General features: G+C 38.9%; 23 protein-coding genes. 10 read left to right on the forward strand and 13 right to left on the reverse strand.

What is annotated here, in order from left to right; genetic code table 11:
• Positions 1–179 precede the first annotated feature (179 nt).
• Positions 180–755, forward strand: a complete 576-nt coding sequence (locus tag MHH44_RS18575) for a metallophosphoesterase family protein (RefSeq protein WP_008405644.1) — start codon at positions 180–182, stop codon at positions 753–755.
• Positions 756–812: 57 nt separating this feature from the next.
• On the opposite strand, the gene MHH44_RS18580 is transcribed toward MHH44_RS18575, so the two are convergent.
• Together MHH44_RS18580 and MHH44_RS18585 are read right to left on the reverse strand one after the other, a co-directional pair.
• A complete protein-coding gene (locus MHH44_RS18580) occupies positions 813–1,712 on the reverse strand; it encodes a radical SAM/SPASM domain-containing protein (protein ID WP_008405643.1) in 900 nt (299 codons plus the stop codon).
• Between the two features lie 245 nt (positions 1,713–1,957).
• Entirely contained in the window at positions 1,958–2,455 is a 498-nt protein-coding gene (locus tag MHH44_RS18585; RefSeq protein WP_340799302.1) for a YehS family protein, read from the reverse strand.
• 323 nt (positions 2,456–2,778) lie between these two features.
• Between MHH44_RS18585 and MHH44_RS18590 the strand changes: the two genes are divergently transcribed.
• The 5 genes from MHH44_RS18590 (at position 2,779) to MHH44_RS18610 (ending at position 8,408) form a co-directional block, all read left to right on the forward strand.
• Entirely contained in the window at positions 2,779–4,446 is a 1,668-nt protein-coding gene (locus tag MHH44_RS18590) for a peptide ABC transporter substrate-binding protein (RefSeq protein WP_340799303.1), read from the forward strand.
• Positions 4,447–4,577: 131 nt separating this feature from the next.
• Positions 4,578–5,507, forward strand: coding sequence for an ABC transporter permease (locus tag MHH44_RS18595; protein WP_014822673.1), 930 nt, complete (start codon positions 4,578–4,580; stop codon positions 5,505–5,507).
• Positions 5,507–6,442: an ABC transporter permease gene (locus MHH44_RS18600; protein ID WP_087617443.1), complete on the forward strand. Its 936-nt coding sequence runs from the start codon at positions 5,507–5,509 to the stop codon at positions 6,440–6,442. Before MHH44_RS18595 ends, MHH44_RS18600 begins: the two co-directional genes overlap by 1 nt.
• Positions 6,443–6,457: 15 nt before the next feature.
• Complete coding sequence (locus MHH44_RS18605; protein WP_008405634.1) at positions 6,458–7,510, forward strand: ABC transporter ATP-binding protein; 1,053 nt, start codon at positions 6,458–6,460, stop codon at positions 7,508–7,510.
• Positions 7,503–8,408: an ABC transporter ATP-binding protein gene (locus MHH44_RS18610; RefSeq protein WP_008405631.1), complete on the forward strand. Its 906-nt coding sequence runs from the start codon at positions 7,503–7,505 to the stop codon at positions 8,406–8,408. The genes MHH44_RS18605 and MHH44_RS18610 overlap by 8 nt, the downstream gene beginning before the upstream one ends.
• A gap of 157 nt (positions 8,409–8,565) precedes the next feature.
• Here MHH44_RS18610 and MHH44_RS18615 read toward each other — a convergent pair whose 3' ends face one another.
• On the reverse strand, positions 8,566–10,053 hold the full coding sequence (locus MHH44_RS18615; protein ID WP_340799304.1) for a class I adenylate-forming enzyme family protein: 1,488 nt from the start codon (positions 10,051–10,053) through the stop codon (positions 8,566–8,568).
• 305 nt (positions 10,054–10,358) lie between these two features.
• Between MHH44_RS18615 and MHH44_RS18620 the strand changes: the two genes are divergently transcribed.
• Entirely contained in the window at positions 10,359–10,589 is a 231-nt protein-coding gene (locus MHH44_RS18620) for a DUF1540 domain-containing protein (RefSeq protein ID WP_008405628.1), read from the forward strand.
• A 64-nt stretch (positions 10,590–10,653) separates the two neighbouring features.
• Here MHH44_RS18620 and MHH44_RS18625 read toward each other — a convergent pair whose 3' ends face one another.
• Positions 10,654–10,890, reverse strand: coding sequence for a hypothetical protein (locus tag MHH44_RS18625; protein ID WP_008405626.1), 237 nt, complete (start codon positions 10,888–10,890; stop codon positions 10,654–10,656).
• A gap of 59 nt (positions 10,891–10,949) precedes the next feature.
• On the reverse strand, positions 10,950–12,212 hold the full coding sequence (locus tag MHH44_RS18630) for an MFS transporter (protein WP_340799305.1): 1,263 nt from the start codon (positions 12,210–12,212) through the stop codon (positions 10,950–10,952).
• A 267-nt stretch (positions 12,213–12,479) separates the two neighbouring features.
• Between MHH44_RS18630 and MHH44_RS18635 the strand changes: the two genes are divergently transcribed.
• Positions 12,480–13,040, forward strand: coding sequence for a DUF3298 and DUF4163 domain-containing protein (locus tag MHH44_RS18635; RefSeq protein ID WP_008405623.1), 561 nt, complete (start codon positions 12,480–12,482; stop codon positions 13,038–13,040).
• Between the two features lie 60 nt (positions 13,041–13,100).
• Here MHH44_RS18635 and MHH44_RS18640 read toward each other — a convergent pair whose 3' ends face one another.
• Positions 13,101–14,720 carry a multicopper oxidase family protein gene (locus tag MHH44_RS18640; protein WP_014822669.1) on the reverse strand — a complete coding sequence of 540 codons (1,620 nt, stop codon included), beginning with the start codon at positions 14,718–14,720 and terminating at the stop codon, positions 13,101–13,103.
• 144 nt (positions 14,721–14,864) lie between these two features.
• On the reverse strand, positions 14,865–16,262 hold the full coding sequence (locus MHH44_RS18645; protein ID WP_008405619.1) for a hypothetical protein: 1,398 nt from the start codon (positions 16,260–16,262) through the stop codon (positions 14,865–14,867).
• 230 nt (positions 16,263–16,492) lie between these two features.
• On the opposite strand from MHH44_RS18645, the gene MHH44_RS18650 reads away from it, so the two are divergent.
• Positions 16,493–16,738: a hypothetical protein gene (locus MHH44_RS18650; protein WP_008405617.1), complete on the forward strand. Its 246-nt coding sequence runs from the start codon at positions 16,493–16,495 to the stop codon at positions 16,736–16,738.
• Between the two features lie 46 nt (positions 16,739–16,784).
• Here MHH44_RS18650 and MHH44_RS18655 read toward each other — a convergent pair whose 3' ends face one another.
• From MHH44_RS18655 to MHH44_RS18680, 6 genes are read right to left on the reverse strand one after another with little or no spacing between them, the layout of a single operon-like run.
• Positions 16,785–18,122, reverse strand: coding sequence for a gluconate:H+ symporter (locus tag MHH44_RS18655; protein WP_340799306.1), 1,338 nt, complete (start codon positions 18,120–18,122; stop codon positions 16,785–16,787).
• Between the two features lie 59 nt (positions 18,123–18,181).
• The gene (locus MHH44_RS18660) at positions 18,182–19,180 is read right to left on the reverse strand and encodes a LacI family DNA-binding transcriptional regulator (protein ID WP_340799307.1); all 999 of its coding nucleotides are present in this window, start codon (positions 19,178–19,180) and stop codon (positions 18,182–18,184) included.
• A gap of 3 nt (positions 19,181–19,183) precedes the next feature.
• Positions 19,184–20,020 carry an SDR family oxidoreductase gene (locus MHH44_RS18665; protein WP_340799308.1) on the reverse strand — a complete coding sequence of 279 codons (837 nt, stop codon included), beginning with the start codon at positions 20,018–20,020 and terminating at the stop codon, positions 19,184–19,186.
• Positions 20,020–21,090 (reverse strand): mannonate dehydratase, encoded by a 1,071-nt coding sequence (gene uxuA / locus MHH44_RS18670; protein WP_340799309.1) that lies wholly within the window; start codon positions 21,088–21,090, stop codon positions 20,020–20,022. Before uxuA ends, MHH44_RS18665 begins: the two co-directional genes overlap by 1 nt.
• A 3-nt stretch (positions 21,091–21,093) precedes the next feature.
• Entirely contained in the window at positions 21,094–21,723 is a 630-nt protein-coding gene (locus MHH44_RS18675) for a bifunctional 2-keto-4-hydroxyglutarate aldolase/2-keto-3-deoxy-6-phosphogluconate aldolase (protein WP_014822664.1), read from the reverse strand.
• A 23-nt stretch (positions 21,724–21,746) separates the two neighbouring features.
• Positions 21,747–22,703 carry a sugar kinase gene (locus tag MHH44_RS18680; protein ID WP_340799310.1) on the reverse strand — a complete coding sequence of 319 codons (957 nt, stop codon included), beginning with the start codon at positions 22,701–22,703 and terminating at the stop codon, positions 21,747–21,749.
• A gap of 403 nt (positions 22,704–23,106) precedes the next feature.
• Between MHH44_RS18680 and MHH44_RS18685 the strand changes: the two genes are divergently transcribed.
• Positions 23,107–23,991, forward strand: a complete 885-nt coding sequence (locus MHH44_RS18685) for a patatin-like phospholipase family protein (RefSeq protein WP_008405606.1) — start codon at positions 23,107–23,109, stop codon at positions 23,989–23,991.
• Positions 23,992–24,010: the final 19 nt, after the last annotated feature.

Raw genomic sequence — 24,010 nt, forward strand, 5'->3', positions numbered from 1 at the left:
AACTTCCTTTTTAATATAAAATATATGAAATTTAACTCCATAATAAAACCTATATTGCTAGTCGTCAAGATTTTATTTTAAATTTTCTGAAAATAAAAGGAAATAAATGTTTTATTTTATCGATTAATTGACTATTGCTATACTATTGTAGAAATTCAATTATACGGTGGTGATTCTTAATGAAGTATGCAATTTTAAGTGACTTACATTCGCATTATAAAAATACTAAAAAGGTGTTAAACCATATACAGCAAGTAGCACCAAATGCAGAGATTATTGGCTTAGGGGATTTATTCGAGTGTAAAATCGGCAAGAAAAAGGCGAAAATGGTTCGTCATGCAAAGCTAAAAGATGCGGCAATTATTGATGATAAGTTTATGAGCCTCTTAACATTCCCTTCTATCATCGGCAACCAGGAAGAACGGATTGCTCTTGTAACAGGGGATAATCGTTTTCTCCAATATAAAAATGCACTTGTAATTGAACATGCAACTTTAATTCACGGGCACCAAATAGAGTGGGATAAGACATTCAATCCTACCTTCCCTAACATCCAAACGCCACTGCTGTTTTTTGGACATAGTCATGAAGCAGCCATCTATAAGGATGGGCAACGACAATCTGTCCCTTACGATATCCCTCTGGCTGTTGGAAAAAAACAATACCAGATTAATGTCGGTCCTGTCGTAGATAATAAAGAATGGTGCCTATATGACAGTGAGGAAATGACGGTCACTTTTATGCAGGCGCAATAGGAAAAGGCTGCCCTGAAGTAAATTCAGGGCAGCCTTTTAATCTATTTATATAGCCGATTACAAAACATCCGGCAGTTCTGAATCCATGCCAAACTTTTGGCGGAAACCGCATTTTTTGCAAAGTTCTTCAATTGCTTCACGACGAGAAAAACCATCTACTAAGTTTTGTGCACGGTCGGTAGTAATAATTTCGCCGAATTTTTGATCGTGGACATTCCCTAGATTAATGACACCCTCGCCATCCAAACAACAAGGAACAACAGAACCATCTACTAAAATAGCTGCATGTGTACGCAATGCATGACAGAACCCTTTTCCTTCATCCGCTTTTTCAAGTAGACTCGGCCAGCGGAACTCATGATCCTGGTTTAAATAGATGTTTTTTGCAATTTTTACTCCTGAGCCCATTTCTACCCGCTCTTGAATTTCATAGTCCAGTTCATACTCTTTTTCGAGAATTTCAAGTGTTTCGCGGTTTCTACGGTTTGCCAGTTCGGAAACATTATTGCGCTGCAAATTCCATAGCCTGTAAGAAATAATGACATTATGTTTTCGTACATCCCGTACAAATTCCAAAATATCACTTAAGTACTTTTCGCGGTTTTCAGAGCCTTCATGTCCATCAAAACTATGAAGCGAAAAATTTATTTGTCTGAGTGCAGGCTTGCCTAAAAGCTTTTCACGGTTCTTTTTAATTAACGTCCCGTTTGTCGTAATATTGACTTTAAAGCCCTTTTCATGTGCAATATCAAGTAATTGCCCAATGCGCGGATGCAATAAAGGCTCCCCTTTTACATGTAGGTATATATATTTTGTATAGCCGCTAATTTCATCTAAAATATGAGCAAATTGCTCTACCTTTATTAATCCTTTTGCACGCTCTGTAGGTGGACAAAAGCTGCATGCTAAATTACATACACTTGTAATTTCGATATACACTTTCTTAAAAGTTTTCAACGCTCGTTCACCATTCCTTTATTTTATCTCAATTATACCTTTGCATCATTGCCTCTAATTTGCTGGAGATCCTAACTTCTTTCAGTAGGTGTTTGAATACATGATGAAAGAAATTAAACAATACTGTTCATTGTATCAAATTTTATCAGCAAAAAGGAAGTTGGCGACTTCTCGATTGTTCAAGTAGTTGTATATAAATGTGCTTACGCACTCAAAAGGATGCCTAAAATTAGGCATCCTCCGTTTTATCCTCTATATCGTACTGATAACCCTTTTAAGAATTTTCTTGTGAAGTTATCGCCACATTCTTTGTAGTTGCGGTGCCCTGGCTTACGCATAATTGCACCAAGTTCACCTTTCGAAACGGCAATTCCACCATCATCCAGCACATCCAGCATTTCTTCTGCAGTTAATTGACATGCTACTTTTAATTTTTTTAGTACCATATTATTCATATGATCCGGCTTTTCCTGTACTGGCGCTGCTTGGCCTTCCTTTTTCGGCATTGGACCACGTTTATGAGTAATTAAGCCATTGAAAAATCCTTCTAATGTTTTGTTGTTAACTTTTATTTGATCGTAGTCAGCTGGCACTTCCTCATCTTTCACCAATGACTTCGTTAACATTTTTGGCATGTCTTCTGGTTTCACTGTTATACCACCAAGCTTAAAAATTTCAATCATTTCTCTATTTTTCAAATCCAAAGCATAACGCGTTCGGATTAGAATATCATTGTTATCCATAATACCCTCCATACTTCTTTTGCTAGCAAATATTATATCAAAGGTTGGACTTGGAACGTTAGCATGATCACTTAAACTTTCTATATCTTTTTAGCGTATATTTTATGACGTCTCCGTTCAATAAAATCAAGTATCCATGATGTATAAAACTCTCTAATTTCCACATAGAGTAATACAGCGCTAAAAAGTAATTTTTTGCTTTAGACAGAATATTTACGCAAATGACAAAAAATATGTTTATAATTCTTTTAAGTTTTGTTATAGTTATATTGCATTAATTTGCAAAAAATATCATGTTTTTACACAAAATGGGGGGTTTTAAGATGAAATTAAACAAGTTTCTAACACTTATCATGGCACTTGTACTATCTGTAGTACTTGCTGCATGTGGTGGAGACGACAGTAAGGACAATGAAACATCAGAAGGTTCTACAGGTAGTGAAACAAACAATGAAGGGTCTACAAGCACTTCATCAGAACCAAAAGAGCTTAACTTAGTATTTATGTCTGAACCACCGTCTTTACACCCGGGTTTAGCATCTGATACTACATCAAGTACAGCAATCAACAACATTTTTGAAGGTTTAATGACAATGGAAAACGGCGTTCCGGTTGAAGCTGCCGCAGAGAGCTATGAAATTTCCGATGACTTATTAACTTATACATTTAAATTACGTGATTCAAAATGGTCTAACGGCGACCCTGTAACAGCAAACGACTTTGCTTTTGCTTGGAAGTGGGCATTAACGCCAGAAAACGCTTCTGAATATGCTTCAATTTTATATCCAATCAAAGGCGCTGAAGCTTACCACTCAGGTACTGGCTCTGCCGATGATTTAGGTATTAAAGTTGTGGATGACAAAACTTTAGAAGTAACATTAGAAGTTCCAACACCATATTTCTTGGAATTAACTGCTTTCAAAACATTTTCACCAATTCACCAAGCTACTCAGGAAGCAAATGCTAACTGGTACACTGAGGCAGACACAATCGTATCAAATGGTGCTTACACTTTAACGGAGTGGGTTCACAATGGTAACTTGGTATTCACTAAATCAGAAAATTACTGGGATAAAGAGAACGTGAAAATTGATACGGTAAACGTAGCAATCGTTGAATCTGAAGCTTCTCAAATGAACATGTTTGATGCTGGGGAAGTTGACTTCTTAGGAACAAATTATGGTTCGATCTCCCTTGATGCAATCGATCGCTTAAAATCAGAAGGCACGCTTAAAGTAGCAGAGTACTCTGGTGTTTACTGGTATAAATTCAACACGACAGACAAAGTGACAAGTAACGTAAATATTCGTAAAGCTTTAACTTTAGCAATAGACCGTGCAAGCTTAATTGCCAACATTACGAAGGCGGAACAACAACCTGCATTAGGATATGTTCCAAACTCAGTAGATGGATTTGGTGATGATGAAGGTTATTTCAAAGATGCTGATTTCGAAGGTGCTAAAGAGTATTTAGCAAAAGGTTTAGAAGAACTTGGTTTATCAGATCCTTCTGAATTAGAAATTACAGTTTCTCACAACACTTCTGAAGCTCATGCTGCAATTGCCCAATTCGTTCAACAAGGATGGACAAAAGAATTAGGTATTAAAGTAAAACTTGATAACTCTGAATGGCAGGTATATTTAGATAAACTTTCTAGCTTAGATTATCAAGTAGGTCGTTTAGGTTGGATTGCTGACTTCAACGATGCTTATACATTCCTGGAAATGTATAACTCTGCAGAAAACGGAAACAACGATACTGGTTGGGAAAATGCTGAATACTCTGACCTATTAAAACAATCAGTTACTGAAACAGATCCAGACAAACGTACTCAGATTATGTTACAAGCAGAAGCAATTATGGCTGAAGAAGTTCCAGTTGCGCCAATCTACTTCTATACTAACCCTTACATCGTAAAAGATTATGTAACAGGCATGGAGCCAGATGCATTAGGTAATATTTCACTTAAAAATGTTGATATCAACAAATAATTTTTAACATATCAACACAACTTATTGTGTATGTTTACATGAAAGGCTGCTCAGAATCCATGTGATTTAGGGCAGTCTTTCTATATATTTCAGAATATTCATTTCATTCTAACAAAAAGGGGGTCTGTTTAGTGCTTAACTACATTTTCAAGCGATTAATTTATATTTTGGTAGCATTATTTTTCATCATATCGGCAACGTTCTTTTTAATGAAGCTTGCACCAGGTAGCCCATTTGCCAGTGAGCGTGAGTTATTACCAGCAATCGAACAGCAACTTAATGCAAAATACGGACTTGATAATCCATGGTACATCCAATATAAAGATTATTTAATCTCATCCCTTACATTTGATTTTGGAGAATCCATGAAATATAAAGGACGTTCAGTAAACGACATGATTTCCGAAGGATTCCCTGTTTCATTAGTACTAGGTTTAGAGGCAATGTTCCTAGCAGTAGGTTTTGGAATTTTACTAGGTGTTATTTCTGCACTTTATCACAATCGATTTCCTGACTATGTGTCGACTGTCATCGCTGTTATAGGAATTTCTGTCCCTTCCTTTATTCTTGCAGCGATATTACAGCTCTATTTATCACTAAAATTGGGGTGGTTCCCTGTGACTGGATGGAAAGGCTTTAGCTACACGGTTTTACCTGCAGTCGCTATTGCCCTGACACATGTTGGATTTATTGCCAAGCTAACTCGATCCAGTATGCTGGAACAAAATAACAGTGAATATGTAAAGCTTGCACGTGCTAAAGGAATCGGAAAATGGACAATTGTATTTAAACACTCGCTTCGTAATGCGTTGTTGCCGGTTATCACCTATTTAGGACCTTTAACTGCAGGCGTACTGACAGGAAGTTTCATTATTGAACAAATTTTTGCCATACCGGGTATTGGCCGTCACTTCGTACAATCTATTACGAATCGTGATTATACGACGATTATGGGTGTAACTGTTTTCTATTCAATTATTTTACTCTTTGCGGTATTAATTGTAGACATTTTGTATCACTACATTGACCCTCGTATCAAATTGAAAGGAGCGAAAAAATAATGACTTTAGAAAATAAATTTAATGAACAAATCGCTCCGGAGCGTTTTGAAATTGTAGGCGCCCGTCCAAGTGATGCGGATTCTCTAAACAAAAAGCAAATTTCATTTTGGCAAGAGGTAATGTACCGGTTTTCACATAACAAGCTAGCAATTATAGGCTTGGTTATTTTAGCGTTTATTACAATTATGGCTATCTTTGCACCGATGTTTTCCTCTTGGAGTTATGAAGAAAATACGGGTCTTTACAATACAGCCCCTTCAGCTGCCCACTGGTTCGGTACAGACGACCTTGCACGCGACTTATTCGTTCGTGTCTGGATTGGCGCAAGAATTTCGTTATTCATCGGTCTTGCCGCAGCTGTGATTGATTTAATTATTGGTGTTCTCTGGGGAAGTATTTCAGGATTGCTTGGTGGACGCGTTGACAATATTATGATGCGTATTGCTGATGTGTTAACAGCGATTCCTTATTTATTAGTTGTTATCATTTTACTAGTCGTTATGGAGAAAGGATTAATTCCTATGATTATTGCCCTATCCTTTACGGGATGGGTAAACATGGCACGTATCGTTCGTGCTGAGGTACTTTCAATTAAGAGTCGTGAATTTGTTTTAGCTTCTCGCACATTAGGCGCTGGTTCATGGCATTTAATTAAACGTCACCTAATCCCAAATGCAATGGGCGCTATTTTAGTAACAATGACATTAACTATTCCAGCTGCAATCTTTACAGAATCATTTTTAAGCTATATTGGTTTAGGGGTACAGCAGCCGCTTGCAAGTTGGGGCACAATGGCTTCAGAAGGAAATAAGGCAATCCAATCTGCACCTTGGCGATTAATGTTCCCTGCCCTCTTCATTTCGTTAACGATTTTCGCATTTAACGCTGTTGGAGATGGTCTTCGCGATGCTTTAGATCCGAAATTACGTAAGTAGAAAGGGGTGTATGAGATGAAGAAGAAAATTTTAGAAGTTAATGATTTACATATTCACTTCAAAACGTACGCCGGTATTGTCCAGGCTGTACGAGGCGTAAACTTTGAATTATACGAAGGCGAAACATTGGCTATCGTAGGTGAGTCGGGCTCAGGTAAAAGTGTTACGAGTAATGCTTTGATGAAGCTGATTCCTGAGCCACCCGGTATTTATGCCAATGGCGAAATAAAATTTAACGGTCGTGATCTGATTCCTCTTTCTGAAAAAGATATGTTATCTATCCGGGGCAATGAAGTGGCAATGATTTTCCAAGATCCGATGACTGCACTAAACCCAACAATGCGTATCGGCAAGCAAATCATGGAAGTTTTATTAAAGCATAAAAAAGTTTCCAGTAAAGGGGCTGCGAAAACGCGTTCCATTGAATTATTAAATCAGGTTGGTATACCTTTTCCTGAAAAACGGTTTGCTTCTTATCCACACGAGCTTTCGGGGGGGATGCGTCAGCGTGTTGTCATCGCAATTGCCCTTGCTGCAGATCCTAAGCTTCTAATTGCCGATGAACCAACAACAGCACTTGATGTAACGATTCAGGCGCAAATTTTAGAATTGATGAAGGACATTCAAAGAAGTTCGAATACTTCGATTATTTTTATCACTCATGATTTAGGGGTCGTGGCAAACGTGGCTGACCGTGTTGCCGTTATGTACGCCGGACAAATTGTTGAGTATGGCACAGTAGAGGACATTTTCTACAATCCTAAGCATCCTTATACTTGGGGGCTGCTAGGTTCAATGCCCGACTTAAACAACTCTACAGATGAGTTATTACGTGCAATACCTGGTTCGCCGCCAAACTTGATTAATCCACCTATCGGCTGTGCATTCGCCCCTCGTAATGAGCTGGCTTTAGCAATCGACTATGAGGAAGAGCCACCGATGTTCCAAGTTTCTGACACTCATTATGCAAAAACTTGGTTACTCCATCCGAACGCTCCAAAAATTCCACTTCCTGAGGCGGTTGCTCGCCGGATCGAAATGGCAAGAGGAGGCACAGCTAATGCGTAAAAAGATTTTAGAAGTAAAAGGATTAAAACAATATTTCGGTACTGCTAAAGAGCCTATTAAAGCGGTTGACGGCATTAGCTTCGACGTTTATGAAGGCGAAACACTTGGACTAGTGGGTGAATCAGGCTGTGGTAAATCAACAACAGGACGTTCAATTATTCGCCTGTATGATATTACAGAAGGTGAAATTTTATTTAACCAAAAAAACGTGAATTCTTATTCTTCACGAAAGGAATCGATGCAATTCAACCGCGACATGCAAATGATTTTTCAAGATCCCTACGCATCGTTAAACCCGCGGATGACAGCTGGTGAAATTATTGCGGAAGGCTATGATATCCACGGCCTTCACAAAAATAAAAAAGAGCGTCAAGAAAAAATTGGAGAACTGTTAGAATCTGTTGGTTTAAACCGTGAGCATGCAAACCGTTATGCACATGAATTTTCAGGCGGTCAACGTCAACGTATTGGGATTGCCCGCGCATTGAGCTTGGATCCAAGCTTCATTATTGCGGATGAGCCAATTTCTGCTCTAGACGTATCTATTCAAGCTCAAGTCGTTAACTTATTAAAGCAGCTACAAAAAGAACGCGGTTTAACATATTTATTCATTGCCCATGATTTATCGATGGTGAAGTATATCTCGGATCGTATTGCTGTTATGTATCGCGGGAAAATTTTAGAGTTAGGTGATGCGGACGAGATTTACAACAATCCGATTCATCCTTATACAAAGTCTTTACTTTCTGCCGTACCTCAACCAAACCCTGAGTATGAGCGTAAACGTGTTCGTATTCCATACAAGCATGAAGAAACACCAGAAAATGCGGAGACTTTAGAAGCACGTCCCGGGCATTTCGTATTTGCCACAAAACAGCAACTTGCCAGCTGGTTATAAATAGAGAGCCGAGTATCCAAATTGAGTACTCGGCTTTTTCCATTATAGTGGTCCAATTTCTCTACCATTTTCTCTCTCCTTCATTGCAAAGGATTGGAAAATGATCCTTATATTTTTCATGAAAAATAGCCTCGACAAAAATCGAGACTACGTTTGTTTATATGGTTTGTTTTGGTCTTAATGTATGCTTCAGTACTTTACCGGAAGCATTACGTGGCAGTTGATCGATAAAGTCAACTTCAAATGGAACTTTATATTTTGCAAGCTGTGTCATGCAATAGTCCAGTACATCTTGTTCCATTAGTTGTTTGTCTTCCTTTAATACAACAAACGCCTTAGGAACTTCACCGTAAACTTCATGTGGGATCCCTACGACCGCGGCTTCCAGAATTTGAGGCATTTGGTACAGTACTTCTTCCACTTCAATTGGGTAAATATTTTCGCCTCCACGAATGATCATATCCTTTTTGCGATCTACAATATATAAATAGCCTTCCTCATCAAAACGGCCTAAATCTCCTGTATACAGCCACCCATCCTGAATCGACTTGGCTGTTTCTTCCGGTGCGCGCAAATATCCCTTCATTACTTGGGGACCTCTCACACAAATTTCACCGACTTCCCCTAGTGGCACAATTTCACCATTCGCATCGCGTAACTGAATATCAGTCCGTGCTAACGGTTTGCCTACTGAACCGATTTTAAACAGTGCCGCATCATCCAGCAATGAGCTGGCTGCGGGTGAATTTTCCGTTTGCCCATATAAGTTCTGTACTTTTACATTAGGGAATGTATCCTTTAGACGCTTCACAAGCTCATACGGCATTGGTGCAGCCCCATAGCAGAACAGGCGCAGTTCACTAAAATCATAGGACTGCAGCTCAGGTTTATTTAATAAAATGGTATACATTGCCGGTACCCCAAAGAAAATAGATGCCTTTGTTTCAACTAAATTTTTCAAAGTCTGGTCTGGTGAAAATGCCTCTTCAATAAGAACTGCCCCCCCCTTATAAATTGTCGGCACTGCAAATACATGACTGCCTGCACAATGGAATAAAGGTGTACAAATAAACATGCGGTCCTCACTTGTCATATTTATTGAGTCAGACCAGATTTGCGCCGTCTCTAAAATGTTCCGGTGACTGAGCATAACCCCTTTTTGTTTTCCCGTCGTTCCGGATGTATACATAACAACTGACGTGTCCTCGAGCTCTAACTCCGGCATTGTTGGAGAATTACTTTGTTCATTTAAAATGTTTTTGATTTGTGATAGTGAAAGAATTTCCTGAAAACCATGTGTCGTGAGATCAATCGTCTCTTGCAGTTTTTCATCATAAATTAACACTTTCGCTTCTGAATGCTTAAAAATAAAATCGACTTCAGGAGGAGCAAGTTTTGTATTCACAGGCATTACGGTTAAGCCTGCGAGCTGCACACCATAATAAACAGCCATAAATAAATGGGAGTTTAGGGCAAACTCTGCTACAATATCATTCTTTTGAAAACCTTTTTCAATTAGATAACCGGCAATTTTCCGGGAATTATCCAGAAGTTCATTGTATGTCCATACTTTATTTTCAAATTGAATAGCCGTTGCATTCGGTGTCTCCAGAGCTTGGTCAACTAATGCCTGTAAAACCGTCATTTAACATCCCCCTTAGTATATAAATATCTTAATATTCTAAATTTTAACAATTTATAGCTGCCTAATGCAATATTTTCATTTTTTATTTTTTTCAACTAATGAAAATTGAATTATTTATTAGGTTCCGCGAATGGTATACGTTTATTTTGGATAAGCTAGTTGTCAAATAAAGTTAATACATCCATTTTATTTGAACATAAAAACATTCAGAGTGGACAAATTAATGATGAAGATTTTAAAAGGAAAGCAATCAAGATCAAGCGCCTTTTTCTTCATTATTGCTAAATCAAAGAGGAGGAAAGCTAATGCCAACTTTAGAGGTGAAATGTACTGTATCAGATTGTTTTTTCCATGCAAAGGGAAATTTTTGTGGGGCAGAAAAAATAGAAATTGATATGGAAGGTATAACCAACAAAAAAGAACGGACGGAGTTTGCTTCTGATTTTGATTTGCAAGCCCCTAAACAAAAAGAAGCGAAGTCGTCCAGCGACACTTGCTGCAAAACGTTTATTTCTAAAAAAGATAAGCAGCACTAATTAATTTTGAAGAAGCTGTCTAGAAAGTATACACTTTCAAGACAGCTTCCTTTTTCATAAAAATTTAATGCGGACCATTGCCACCTAATTGCCCACCAGGTACCTCACTGATTTTATAAGTACTGCTGTCGACTTCCAGATTTTCTGTTAATGGTCGAAGCGGCATTTCATCAGTTGTCTTTACTTCCTGTTCCTTGGCAAGTAAAGCAAGCGTGTCATTATAAGAAAGACCGGACGCTGCATTCAATCTCTTTACTTCGTCAACATCTGTTCCTGCTTCTGTGAATTTTTTCTCGTTCATTCATCCACCTCCTCAATTACTAGGATGTGCGATGAACAATTGTTTATGTAATTACTCGCTCAAGTCGACATTGTTTCCGTAACAGATCCTTCTTTGTATAACATAATTCCAATTAAACCGACTAAAGAAAAAATAACTGGAATACTAAAGCCGTAAAAGTACCCATTTTGTAAATTTAACGAGCTTGCCTGAACATAGTCTAATATTGCACCTAAAAAAATCGGCAATAGGACGGCACTTAAAAAGCCTCCTGTATTGGCAAATCCCGATACAATGCCAGACTCTTTCATTGGGAATGACTGCCGTACAGCAGCAAATGTCAATGCACTTGCTCCATATCCGAAGCCGATGAGGAAGAAAAGAACAATAACTCCGATCAGTGACGGATATCCTTGAAATAAAAGAAACATAAACCAGCTTGCAAAAACAATCGTTTGCACTGCTATATAAGGTTTTTTAATCGATTCATACATACTTGCAACCCAGCTCATAAAAGGCGCACCAATAATTGCACCAACGAGCCCAACCATAATTAACTGACTCGCCTGTGACCGGCTCATTTCGTAAAGATCCATTCCGTACGGCACCGCCCACGAACTGATAAATCCAACATAGCCGCCCACTACCCCAAAATGGCATAAAAATAATGCCCATGCTTGACGGCTGGAAAAGACTCTTTTTACGATGCCAGCTGTTTTTTCGCGTTGGACAGGCTCAGTTACTACAGGCGTAATTTGCGGGAAAGCCTTTTTTGCTTGTTTTATCAGGACAACATATAATAGTACTCCGCATATGCTTACAAGAAGTCCCAATGAGAAAAATGCCCCTCTCCATCCAAGGAGCCCAATCCATGCCGAAAATGGAACAGTCGCCAACAAGAACCCTAAACTGCCTGTCATACCGGCAAAACCAACTAAACGGACAAATTCCTTTTTATAAAACCACTGTCCTAATATGAGCATCATATTAACCCAAATGGTCGCATCCCCTATTCCGGTAAAAATTCGCGAAAGAAATAATAACGATTCATGCGTTCCTACACTGTAAAGAACCGTTCCCACTCCGGCAAGGACTGCTCCAAAAATAAGAAAAAAATTTGGTCCAAAGCGATCCGCCAAAATCCCCATTGGAATTTGAAGACTTGTATAAACAAAAAATTGAACACCTGTAATTAATCCGATTGTGGTGGCCGTGATATTAAAGTCATTCATTAATTGATCAGTAATCAATCCAGGCGCTGTCCGCTGACTAGCCATTAACAAATACGTAAGCAATACCGAAACAAATACTACCCATCTGTACTTACTGTTCTGTTTTTCCAATGATCACGACTCCCATAATGTTTTTCTTTACACATTGAATTGTTAAATTACGAGTTCCTTATCATTATCCATTTTATGAAAGAACTTTGCATGTTATCTTTTCAAGCCTTCACTTTCATAAAGTTATATACACTACATATAAATAACAGTATGCAGGGTAAGATGCATATTGTTATTTAAGAAAAAATGAATGAAGGAAGTGAAACTATTCTTCAAATTGGTCCAATGCCTGTTAGTACTGTTCGATTAGATTGTGGACCGAATCAATTGGTATATTATCCTCATGTTTCTTACAAGTGGGATCATTTATGGGAAAACGAGATGAATGAGGCGATTAAGGAGCAAGTACAAAAGCAAATTGCACAGCAAGTTGGTGAAATGCCGACAACAGTAGAAGAAATGCTGGGGCTATACGAAATAAAAAACAATCAGCGGCAAGTGCTAAGTTTGAGTCTTTCCAATTATACGTATCATCAAAAGGCCGCGCATGGGATGACGACAATCCAATCACTGACATTTGATATTGAAAAAAAGAAGCTATGTACACTTAAAGATTTATTTAAACCGGGCAGCAACTATGTTAGAAGACTTTCTGCTCTTGTCGATATTCAAATACAGGAGCGGGACCTCCCGACATTAGGAGATTTTCGGGGTATAAGTCCAGATCAGGATTTTTATATTGCAGATAAAACACTCGTTATTTATTTTCAATTATATGAGATTACTCCATATGTCGTAGGTCTGCCAATGTTTCCGATTTCTGTTTTTGATTTGGCTGATATTATCGACGAATCCGGCCCGCTCGGCAGATTGGCAACTAACGGTTAAAGTTAAGTGAAATGTACTATATTTTTACATTCAAAATATAGTACATTTTTTTCAATTTAGTTAATGGTCATCAATATGCGGTGGCTGCACGGGATGGGCATCGTTAATAACGCGAATCGGTCGCATCATATCATGATCTTCATGCTCAAGAAAATGACAGTGCCACATATAATCCCCTGTATGTTCTTTCCAATGCATAATAATTTTCGTTACTTTTCCAATGTCCGCTTTTACAGTATCCTTCCAACCTCTTTCATAATCTCTCGGTTTTTCCGGCTCACCTGTAAACTCTAATTTCCCTTCCGAAACATATAGATCTACATTAAACGGTCTACGCTCCAATATTTTGAACTGTACTAAATGGAGATGGATTGGATGATGGACTGGTGTCGTATTTATAAAGTTCCAAATCTCTATACTATCTAACGAAGGCTTTTCTGTTGCGGGATCATGGTACATTTTATTATCCAGCATGAGCATAAGCCTGCCATAACGGTCTAGAGAAGATGTTAAAGGCAGATTACGAATGGTATGTGCATGATGCTCGTGTAAATCCATCGCTGGTTCCAACAATGTAGGTATTTGGCTTGTATCTTCTCGCCTTAGAGGTAAGTTCACAATGAATTTCATAATGACATTCGTATGTTCATCTGCAAACTCCTCATCATCATTCATCAGAAAAATTTCTTCATTCGCAAATTTACTAAAATCAATAATTACATCTATACGCTCAGCAGGATTTAATTCAGCTGTGATGATTTTCGTTGTTGCAGCTAAAAATCCGCCATCTGTTCCAATCTGGTTCATTTCTTCTTCATTTGAGAGACGTAGTTTGTAACTTCTACGGTTTGAGCCATTTAATATTCGGAAGCGATATTTTCTCGGCTCAACATTTAAATATGGCCATACCTTCCCATTTACAATAACTGTATTTCCAACATAGCCTAACGTAACAGTCGGATCCGGCAGTGGAAGCTGGTCAGGTACAGGTAGAGGAAATGGGGGATCAAGTTTCGTTGGATAAAAGATAGAACCATCTTCATTAAAGGAGCGATCCTGAATGAGCAATGGTATTTCGTAATCTCCCTTTGGCAGTTTTAATCGTTCCTCCAAAGAATCACGAAGCAAATAAAATCCTGCCAATCCTGCCACAACGTTTAATCTTGTAAGTGCCATCGCATGGTCGTGATACCACATAGTCGTACCCGGCTGATGGTTCGTATATGCATGCACTTCCTGTTTAAATAGTGGTCCTGTAGCAGCATAGTTTTTTGTATACCATGCCTCAGGGTGCCCGTCACTTGCAGAAGCGACATTCGCCCCATGTAAATGAACTACTGTTCGGACTTCTGCAGAATTGTTTACTCCATGTAGACTGTAATCTACCGGCAGAAAATGTTTATCGGGAAGTTTATTTAAATATTTCACATAAGTCGTAACATCTTTTTTTGCTTCAATTGTTGGACCAGGAACGATTCCATCATAGCCCCACACATCAGTATAAGGAAAGTCTTTATGAAATCGATGCCTTGCTTTAAGCATCTGGATTTCATAATAGGAATTAGGCGGATAGTTATTGTTTGGTTTAGATCTTGCAACTCGCGGTATAACGAGTTTATCTTCAAATTTTGATATTGTAGCAGGATCTGCTGGGTTCACCGGCTGATCATTAATTTTCAAATTGTCCCATCCTTCATTCTTTATTACTCTATTTTATTCTCTATATAATTAGGCGTTCCACATTATTTGAAATCCGACATTTATTCAAGTTTCCCGGACAGCAAACATACTGCAGCGAGTGGTTTGTTATATCCGTGCAACATGTTAGATAATGAAAAGCGCTACAATCGTCGTTACGATTAGTCCGATTATTACCGGTACAAGATTTCTTCGTGCCAGTTCAAATGGGCTAACATTACAAATGGCCGCTGCAGGAATTAACGCCCATGGAACAAGTGTCCCGCCACCTACCCAAATAGCCGCAATTTGACCAAGAGCAGTCAATGTGGCCGTACCTTCTCCAATTGCCGTACCAAATAAATTTCCGAGTGAACCGACTAAAGAAATTCCGGAAAACCCTGATCCGTCCAGCCCTGTAATGGCTCCTACGCCCGTCAGTGTTACAACTGCAATTTCGGTTGTTAATGGTACGAGTGCCGCCAGTCCCATCCCAAGATCATTCACAATACCATGTGACGTTTCAGGCAGATGATTTCCGAGAATAGTAAGGAAACCTGCATCCCCTAAATAGAAAAACGCCGCAATCGGGATGACCGGTCCAAATACTTTAAAACCAAACTGAAACCCTTTAATAAAGTAGCTTGTCGTTTGGTCGAGCCCTTTCTTTTTAAAAGCAATAACACAAAGAATAAGCAGGATAAATACAGAAGTTCCTCCTACCAGTGCTGTTGCATCTCCCCCTTGGAGATCAAAAATAGCCATTGCAACAACATCCAATACAAAGGCAACCGGAATGAGCAACGCAAACAATTTTTTCTGAGTCATCGATAATAGATTTTCTGTTTGCTCCAGCTCTTGCTCCGTACTATTATCGTACGTTCCTACTAAAGGAATAGTGCCACGCTTCATATCCCGTTTCAAAAAGTAAAATGCGACAACTGTCGTTACAACCCCCATCGTTATGACAAGCGGTATACTTGCCATCACGACATCCCCAACTGGAAGACCGGCAGCATCAGCCGTTAATTTTGGTGCACCTTGAATAATAAAATCACTGGATAACGCAATCCCGTGACCGAATAAGTTCATCGCCATAGCCACACCTAATGCCGGCAGCCCCGCCCGTATTGCTACAGGCAATAATACAGCTCCGAGCAGAGCTACTGCAGGAGATGGCCAGAAAAACCAGGAAATGATCATCATTAATATCCCGATTGTCCAAAATCCTAGTGTCGGGTTTTTTATGATTTTTGTAAAAGGTGCAATCATTACTTCGTTAATTCCCGTTTTAGTTAGTACCCGACTCATGGCGACGATAATTGAGATAATTAAAATAGTAGATAAAAGTTCGGTAATTGCATAAATAAAGCTATTAAATACACCGCCTATTGACGCTACAAAATCCCCTGTTGCGACGAGAGCAATAACAAAAATCCCCACAATACTGATCAATGTTGTATCCAGGCGCCTCACCATAAAGATAATGATCAGCATGATAAAAACAACATAGATCCAGTGGAGAGCTGTTATCTCAATTCCCATACTCCAACCTCTTTTCCTTTTTTACTTAGCATATGGAGAAAAAAGAAAGGTTGTGAGCGCCTAGTACCAATATATATATTTTAATCTTTCATGGTATTCGCCTAGATTCTATAAAACGGGACGCAATGTTAGTAAGGCATTTTTAAAAGTAACTTCATCGGGCAATTGTGTTTAATTAATGGTGGAAAAGAGACATATTGCATACATACGATAAAAATAGAGGTGTGTTTATGGCGATTTGTCCGTTGTGCAATGCATTAGAAAAAGTCAGCAAGGATTGTCCTTCTTGCAATAGTCCGCTGCAGGATGGAGGAAAGGTAGCCGATTATTCGGATCCATATGGACATTATAATGATGAAAACACCGTTAAGCTTGGGGATGGCTACCCTAATACCGCAAAAGATGAAATTTGCCCGCATTTACTTGTTTGCAAAGAGTGCAGCTTTGAGCAGGTCCTGTTTATACAGGAACAGTAAAAAACATGTCCGAAACAAAGTTTCGGACATGCCATAATCAAAATTATTAAATAAATATATCCAAAATTAATACTACGCAAAGGCCGACAATCGATGTCGTGAATAGTAAAAGACCCCATGTTTTAAATGTATCTTTAATCGATAAGTTAAAATACTCTTTAAACAGCCAGAAAGATGCATCATTAACATGTGTAATTGTATTACTTCCCGCTGCTGTTGCCAAAACCATCAGGACTGGATTGACATCAAACGTATGGATTAACGGTCCTACAATACCTGCAGCTGTAATTGCCGACACAACCCCAGTACCAGTCGCAATACGAATAACTGCTGTAATCAGCCATGCCATAATTAATGGGTTAATGGACGTATTTTGCATCACACCTGCAATGAGATCACCAATGCCTGTATCTAAAATGATTTGTTTAAACGCCCCACCGGAACCGACGATAAAGATAATCATTGCAATACCTTCTATTGCACCCGCGAACGAATTCATTACTTCTTTCATCGTACGGCCAAGACGGATACCGAATACATAAATTGCGATCAGCACTGCCAGAATCATACTAATTTCAGCACTGCCTAAAAAGTTGATGAATTGACCGACTGCCGACTCTTTATCGAAAATCATATTGTAAATCGTAGCACCTGTAATAATAATTGCAGGTAATAATGGAATTAATAAACTAATTCCAAACCCTGGTGCCTTGTCCAGATCTACTTCTTCAGATTTCTTCAATAATGGAGGTATTGGCAAATCCAAATTCTTTAAAACCCGCGGAAGAATAATCCCCGCAGCAATAATCGCAGGTACAGCTACAACAATCCCCAGCAGGTAAACCATCCCCATATCTGCACCATATGCTTCTACAAGTGCAGTTGGACCAGGCTGTGGCGGGAATATACTATGCGCCATCGTAGCGGCAGCAACCATCGTAATCCCTAAACGCAAGTAAGGCATTTTTGCTTCAATTGCAATTGAAATAACTAAAGGCGCCAAAATAATAAATGCCACTTCATAGAAAACGGAAATACCGAAAATTGCACCGACAATTAAAATTGCCCATTCTACATTTTTTGCTCCGAATTTTTTAAGCAATGTCGAGGCAACTCGTTGTGCAGCTCCCGAATCGACCATTAACTTTCCGAGAACTGCACCCATCCCGATAATAATCGCTAAACTTCCAAGTGTGCTCCCAAAGCCTGTTTTAACAGATGTCACAACATCCGTTAATGATAAACCATTTAAAACCCCAACAAGAATTGCAACAATAAGTAAAGCTAATACACTATTTAATTTGACAACGATGTTTAAATATAATAATAAACCGACACCAAGTGCGACCCAGATGATCGGTAAATAGTCTACTATGAAATCCATGTTTTCCCCCTAGGTTAATAGCTGTACATCCAGTCTATCTATCAACACAGCTTATTGTATTAATGACTTTGACGCATATTTAGTTGGCCACCAAAGCGGATTGTTTTAGACAGCTTTTGTTCCCCTTTGATTTGCTGTAATAATAACTCCACGGCTTTATTCGCCATTTTTGTTGTTGGCTGTGAAATGGTCGTAAGTTGGGGTGTAAACAAGTTTGCAAATGACACATCATCTATTCCAATAACAGCTAAATCTTTTGGAATGACAAGTTGATGCTCTTTTGCAAAGTTTAAGATTTCGACTAATACACGGTCACTGCCTGCGATAATCGCTTCCGGCCGCTGATCCAGTTCAAACATATTACAAAGAGATACTTTCATTTCTTCGACTTCGACACTATGTATATATTCATCCCGTACTTGTATGCCTCTACTCACTAAAGCTTTTTTATAACCTTCAATTCGCTCCAGCCGTGGTGTAATATTACGTGTTATCGGTGCGGTCAGTATGGCAATCCGGCTATGCCCGTTATCGGTCAATGCCTTTACCGCCACTTCTGCCGCCTGTTCATTTTCCAGTAAAATAGAGGGAATTCCTAAGCCCTCTATCGTACGGTCCATGAAAACAATCGGATATTTTTTCTTTTTCATTTGCTCATATAAATCCAAATTGTCGCCAGTAGGAAAGATTATCATCCCATCCACCTGTTTTGCCATGAGCATTTCGATATACTGCCGTTCTTTCTCAGGTTCATCGTCAGCGTTACATACAATTGTATGAAAGCCGTGTTTATTAAAGTTCAATTCAATTGCGCGAATAATATGAGTGGAGAATGAATGTAGAATATTCGCGACAATAATCCCAACAGTGAAAGTAGATTTTTGCGACAAACTACGAGCAATAATATTTGGTCGGTAATTAAGCTCACGAATGGAATATTCCACTTTTTTTCGGGTATGCTCACTCATATATTCATAGCGGCCATTCAAATATTGTGAAATAGTACTTTTAGAAACCCCCGCATGCTTTGCGACATCGGAAATCGTGACATTTTTCAAATATCACACCCCCGAATACGCGTTAAAGCCACCATCTACTGCAATTGTTGTACCCGTAATAAACGAAGAATAAGAAGAGTCCAGTAAAAATAGCAGAGCCCCTAATAATTGATCTGGCTCACCAAATTTTTTCATCGGTGTTGCTTCAATAATTTTTTTTGAACGTGCTGTATACTCTCCTTCTGCATCAACGAGCAGATCTTTATTTTGCTGGGTAATGAAAAAACCAGGTGCAATTGCATTTACACGTAAGCCTGTTTCAGCAAAGTGAACAGCCATCCAACTTGTAAAGTTGTTTATCGCCGCTTTTGCTGCACTGTACGCAGGGATTTTCGTTAATGGTGTGTATGCGCTCATCGATGAAATGTTAATGATGGCTGGATTTTCTGCTTGTAAAAGTGCCTCTCCAAATACTTGGCATGCCAGGAATGTTCCTGTGAAATTTAAAGAGAATACATCGGAAAAGCCATTTTCCTGCAAGTCAAAAAATGAAAGACCAGTGGAATTCGCCTCATAATATTCTTTTTCGGTAATCGCATCCGGATGGTTTCCGCCTGCACCGTTAATTAAAAAATCAATACGTCCAAACTGCTCAAGAATTTGCTCTTTTGCTGCAAGTAAAGAATCTTTGTTAAGTACATCAGCAGTTATTGCCACAGCATTCCCCCCTGCTGCAACGATTTCCTCTTTAACTGCTTCGACCTTTGACTCAGTACGACCGATAATCGCCACCTTTACTTGCTGGCGTGCCAATTCCTGTGCCATCTTTGAGCATAGAACACCGCTGCCACCTGTAATTACTGCTACTTTATCTGCTAAATTTTCGTGTATTGGAATCATTATTTGCCTCCTGTTTGTTCGCTGTAAGCATCCCATAAACCATTTAAATACATAATACCGAGTGCACGATCATATAAACCGTAGCCAGGGCGACAAACTTCTCCCCATAAGTGACGTCCATGATCCGGACGTACATAGCCTGTATAATTTTGTTCATGCAATGTTTTAACGATCCCTTTAATATCAATTGAACCATCTGATGTAAAATGAGAAGTTTCCGTAAAGCTGCCATTTTCATAGATTTTCACATTACGAATATGGGCAAACGGTGAACGATATGCATATTTTTCAGCAATTGCGACCATGTCATTATCCGGTGATGCACCCATCGACCCAGAGCAGAATGTAAAGCTGTTTGCTAAAGAATCATTGATCTCAATTAATTTTTCATAGCTTGCAACTCCTGTAATGATGCGCGGTAAGCCAAAAATCGAATACGGCGGATCGTCTGGATGGATTGCCATGCGTATTCCAACCTCTTCGGCGACAGGGATAATGGCATCTAAAAAGTAACGTAAGTTGTTCCATAGCTTTTGCTCATCCACTTCTTTATACGCTTCGAAAAGTTCCGCGATACGGGCCATACGTTCAGGCTCCCAACCTGGCAAAGTTAAATCAGAAGCTTCACTAACCGTTTTTACAAGCTGCTGCGGATCAAGACTTTGTACTTTTTCTTTATCGAAGTAAAGTGCTGTCGACCCATCTTCAAGCGGGTGGAACATATCTGTACGTGTCCAGTCGAAAATCGGCATGAAATTATAACAAATTACTTTAACGCCTACTTCCGCCAAGTTCCGTATTGTCTGTTTATAATTTTCAATATATAAATCGCGATTACCAAGACCGAGCTTAATATCTTCATGAACGTTGACACTTTCAACAACATCAATATGGAAACCTTTTGACTGTATATACTCTGCTTCTTCTTTAATCTCTTCTTTCGTCCAAAGCTCGCCTGCTGCCTTTTGATGCAATGCCCAAACAATTCCTTTAACATTCGGAATCTGACGGATATGGTCGAGCGTTACTGTATCATTGTTTCTTCCGTACCAGCGAAATGTAATATTCATCTTTTACACCTCTCCTTGTTTTGCTGCTTCTACATATTTTCTGCTCGCTTCTACTACTGCTGCATGTCCGCCTGTTGCATAAGCTTTATTTAAATCACTGCCAATCCCTACTGCGATTGCTCCCGCATCAAGCCATTCACCGATATTGTCAGTATTTATGCCACCAGTCGGCATAATCTGTACATGCGGTAATGGACCTTTAACAGACTTAATGAACGATGGCTTAAAGTTATTTGCAGGGAATAATTTAATCACATCACAGCCATACTCAAGTGCCGATACCATTTCCTGAATCGTCATACAACCAGGGAAATACGGAATAGCGTAGCGATTGCATACTTTTGCTACTTCTTTGCTGAACTGTGGACCTACAACAAACTTTGCTCCATTCATAATTGCATGACGAGCTGTTTCCGCATCAAGCACCGTCCCAGCACCTACTACTGCATCAGAATTGCGGAATGTTTCCAGTACTTGCTGCGTATTTGGCGTTGTATAAGTGAGCTCAATTAAATGAATGCCCCCTTCAATCGCTGCATTAGAAAGAGCGATTGCTTCTTCTGCTGAACTTCCTCGAATCACTGCTACTACTTTCGAACTTGTAATCGCTGCTAATGTTTCAGCCTTTACCATATGTTCATCTCCCTTTTATATGATTAACGTTCAATTGCTTTTTTATTGTTCATAAAGTCGAGCACTTCCTGTAGTTCCGGCAATCCTTCATTATCACCTTTTACAGTCGTTACTAGCGCACCCACCGCATTCGCAAACGTAAGACTTTCTATTGGTGAATAATTGTGAAGAGCTGCGTATATATAGCCTGCATCAAACCCGTCTCCGGCACCTACTGTATCAATTGGAGTGATTTTGAAAGCTTCCTTTTCATGCCACATATTTTCTGAATAAAGCTTTGCACCATTGGCTCCGTCTTTAATAACAAATTGTCCGATTCCGTGCTGCTTTGCGAAAGCTTCCAGTGCTGGTTTGCTTACATCATGTTGAATAAGCTCTACTTCCTCCATCCCTGCCAGCAGAATATCTACATAAGGGAAAATTTGCTCATATGCTTTACGAGCGTCTTCAATCGTCCATAGTTTTAGTCGAATATTCGGATCGAATGAAATCTTTATATTTTTTTCTTTCGCCTTTTTTAGTACAGCTAGTACAATTTGCAGATTCTTTGGTGCGATTGCCAAAAATACACCTGTTAAATGGACAATCGACACGCCATTCAACAATTCGTCCGTAATATGCTCCGGTTCTATTGTTAATACCGGAGATTGATGGCGGTAGTAAAACGTTTTTCCGGAACCGTCTTCGCGGATTTCTTTAAAATTCAGAGATGTCGGATACCCATCAACGAACTCAACTTCCGATACATCAATGCCTTCTCCGCGAGCAAATTTGTAAATGCCTTTACCGAATTCATCATTACCTAGGCGACTCATCCATTTCGACTGCAATCCAAGTCGGGCACAACCAATAGCAAAGTTTAACTCTGCCCCACCCGCTTTCTTAGCAAAGCTTTGCACATAACGAAGCGGACCTGTTTCGGATGGGTTAAACGTAACTAATGCATCTCCTAATGTAAAAACAGTTGGATTTGTAGTCAAAATTATTCCTCCTTGAGAAAACTTTTAAGCTAAATATTTTACTAAACCGGTTTAGTAATTTGAATTATTCAAATCTTACATTGAAAGTGCTTTCATTTCAATAGTAAAATTTAGAATATTTTAAATGTAAAGTGTTTTTCGATAGTACTGAATGCTGTTATATAAGGACTCAATACGCTTTTTCAGGTAATAAATTTCTTTTTAATTTTTTGACAATTAAACTTTCGGGATAGTAATTCTTAATATCCAATTTTGTTTAATATTAATAAGCCCATTTTAATTTTAATATCATATACTGTTATGACATCAAATTTAAAAAATCATTATAAAAATACCAAAGCTACTAACTTCTAGCCGGAAATGTATTGAACGATCTAAATGAATATAAGGAAGGAGAGAACGAATGATTGTAGACGGAGTTTTTTCAGGCGGCGGTATTAAAGGCTTTGCATATGTAGGTGCCATTCGGGCGCTCGAAGAAAAGGGCGTGAAGTTCGAACGTGTAGCCGGTACAAGTGCCGGAGCCATCTTGGCAACTTTTATCGCTGCGGGATTTAATACAAAGGAACTTGAAGAAATTTTTGATGAACTAAATTTAAAGGTTTTACTCGATCCCCCGAAATTCATAATCGAGTTACCGTTTTTAAAATGGCTTAATTTATATAAAAGAATGGGCTTGTATCGTGGTAAATCCTTGGAAAACTGGTTTCTCGAAAAACTTGCGACAAAAGGCATCTACACATTCGGAGATTTACCAAAGGGCATCTTAAAACTAGTAGCCTCCGATTTGACAAACGGCAAGATTCTTGTTCTCCCGGATGATTTGCATCACTATAATATAGATCCAAAAAATTTTCCGGTCTCCCGCGCTTTACGCATGAGTTGCGGTCTTCCATTCTTCTTTGAGCCTGTCTATTTAAAAAATGGGAGAAGGGAGTCTGTTATTGTAGATGGTGGTGTTTTAAGTAATTTCCCAATGTGGATTTATGATAATGGAAATAGAGAACGGCCCGTTCTTGGAATGAAGCTTAGCAGTTCAAGCGAGGATAAGAAGCCTCATGATATTAATAATGGAATTCAACTATTTGAAGCTTTATTTAGTACGATGCAAAATGCTCATGATAATCGGTATATTTCTCGAAGACACGAGAAAAATATTATCTTTATTCCTGTTGAAGAATATAGTGCAACCCAATTTGATTTAGATGAAGCGACAAAAAATAAATTAATGGGCATCGGAAAAGAGCGGACAATTCAATTTTTAAAAACCTGGTCTCCAGTTTGGTAAATTACCCAATAAAAAACTG

It is taken from the genome of Solibacillus sp. FSL K6-1126 (genome assembly GCF_038003445.1).
Classification (GTDB): Bacteria; Bacillota; Bacilli; order Bacillales_A; family Planococcaceae; genus Solibacillus; species Solibacillus silvestris.

Coding starts and splice junctions, on each gene's coding strand:
- MHH44_RS18575 (WP_008405644.1), top strand. CDS start 180: ATGAAGTATGCAATTTTAAGTGACTTACATTCGCATTATAAAAATACT.
- MHH44_RS18585 (WP_340799302.1), bottom strand. CDS start 2,455: ATGGATAACAATGATATTCTAATCCGAACGCGTTATGCTTTGGATTTG.
- MHH44_RS18590 (WP_340799303.1), top strand. CDS start 2,779: ATGAAATTAAACAAGTTTCTAACACTTATCATGGCACTTGTACTATCT.
- MHH44_RS18600 (WP_087617443.1), top strand. CDS start 5,507: ATGACTTTAGAAAATAAATTTAATGAACAAATCGCTCCGGAGCGTTTT.
- MHH44_RS18605 (WP_008405634.1), top strand. CDS start 6,458: ATGAAGAAGAAAATTTTAGAAGTTAATGATTTACATATTCACTTCAAA.
- MHH44_RS18610 (WP_008405631.1), top strand. CDS start 7,503: ATGCGTAAAAAGATTTTAGAAGTAAAAGGATTAAAACAATATTTCGGT.
- MHH44_RS18615 (WP_340799304.1), bottom strand. CDS start 10,053: ATGACGGTTTTACAGGCATTAGTTGACCAAGCTCTGGAGACACCGAAT.
- MHH44_RS18620 (WP_008405628.1), top strand. CDS start 10,359: ATGCCAACTTTAGAGGTGAAATGTACTGTATCAGATTGTTTTTTCCAT.
- MHH44_RS18625 (WP_008405626.1), bottom strand. CDS start 10,890: ATGAACGAGAAAAAATTCACAGAAGCAGGAACAGATGTTGACGAAGTA.
- MHH44_RS18645 (WP_008405619.1), bottom strand. CDS start 16,262: ATGGGAATTGAGATAACAGCTCTCCACTGGATCTATGTTGTTTTTATC.
- MHH44_RS18650 (WP_008405617.1), top strand. CDS start 16,493: ATGGCGATTTGTCCGTTGTGCAATGCATTAGAAAAAGTCAGCAAGGAT.
- MHH44_RS18655 (WP_340799306.1), bottom strand. CDS start 18,122: ATGGATTTCATAGTAGACTATTTACCGATCATCTGGGTCGCACTTGGT.
- MHH44_RS18665 (WP_340799308.1), bottom strand. CDS start 20,020: ATGATTCCAATACACGAAAATTTAGCAGATAAAGTAGCAGTAATTACA.
- uxuA (WP_340799309.1), bottom strand. CDS start 21,090: ATGAATATTACATTTCGCTGGTACGGAAGAAACAATGATACAGTAACG.
- MHH44_RS18675 (WP_014822664.1), bottom strand. CDS start 21,723: ATGGTAAAGGCTGAAACATTAGCAGCGATTACAAGTTCGAAAGTAGTA.
- MHH44_RS18685 (WP_008405606.1), top strand. CDS start 23,107: ATGATTGTAGACGGAGTTTTTTCAGGCGGCGGTATTAAAGGCTTTGCA.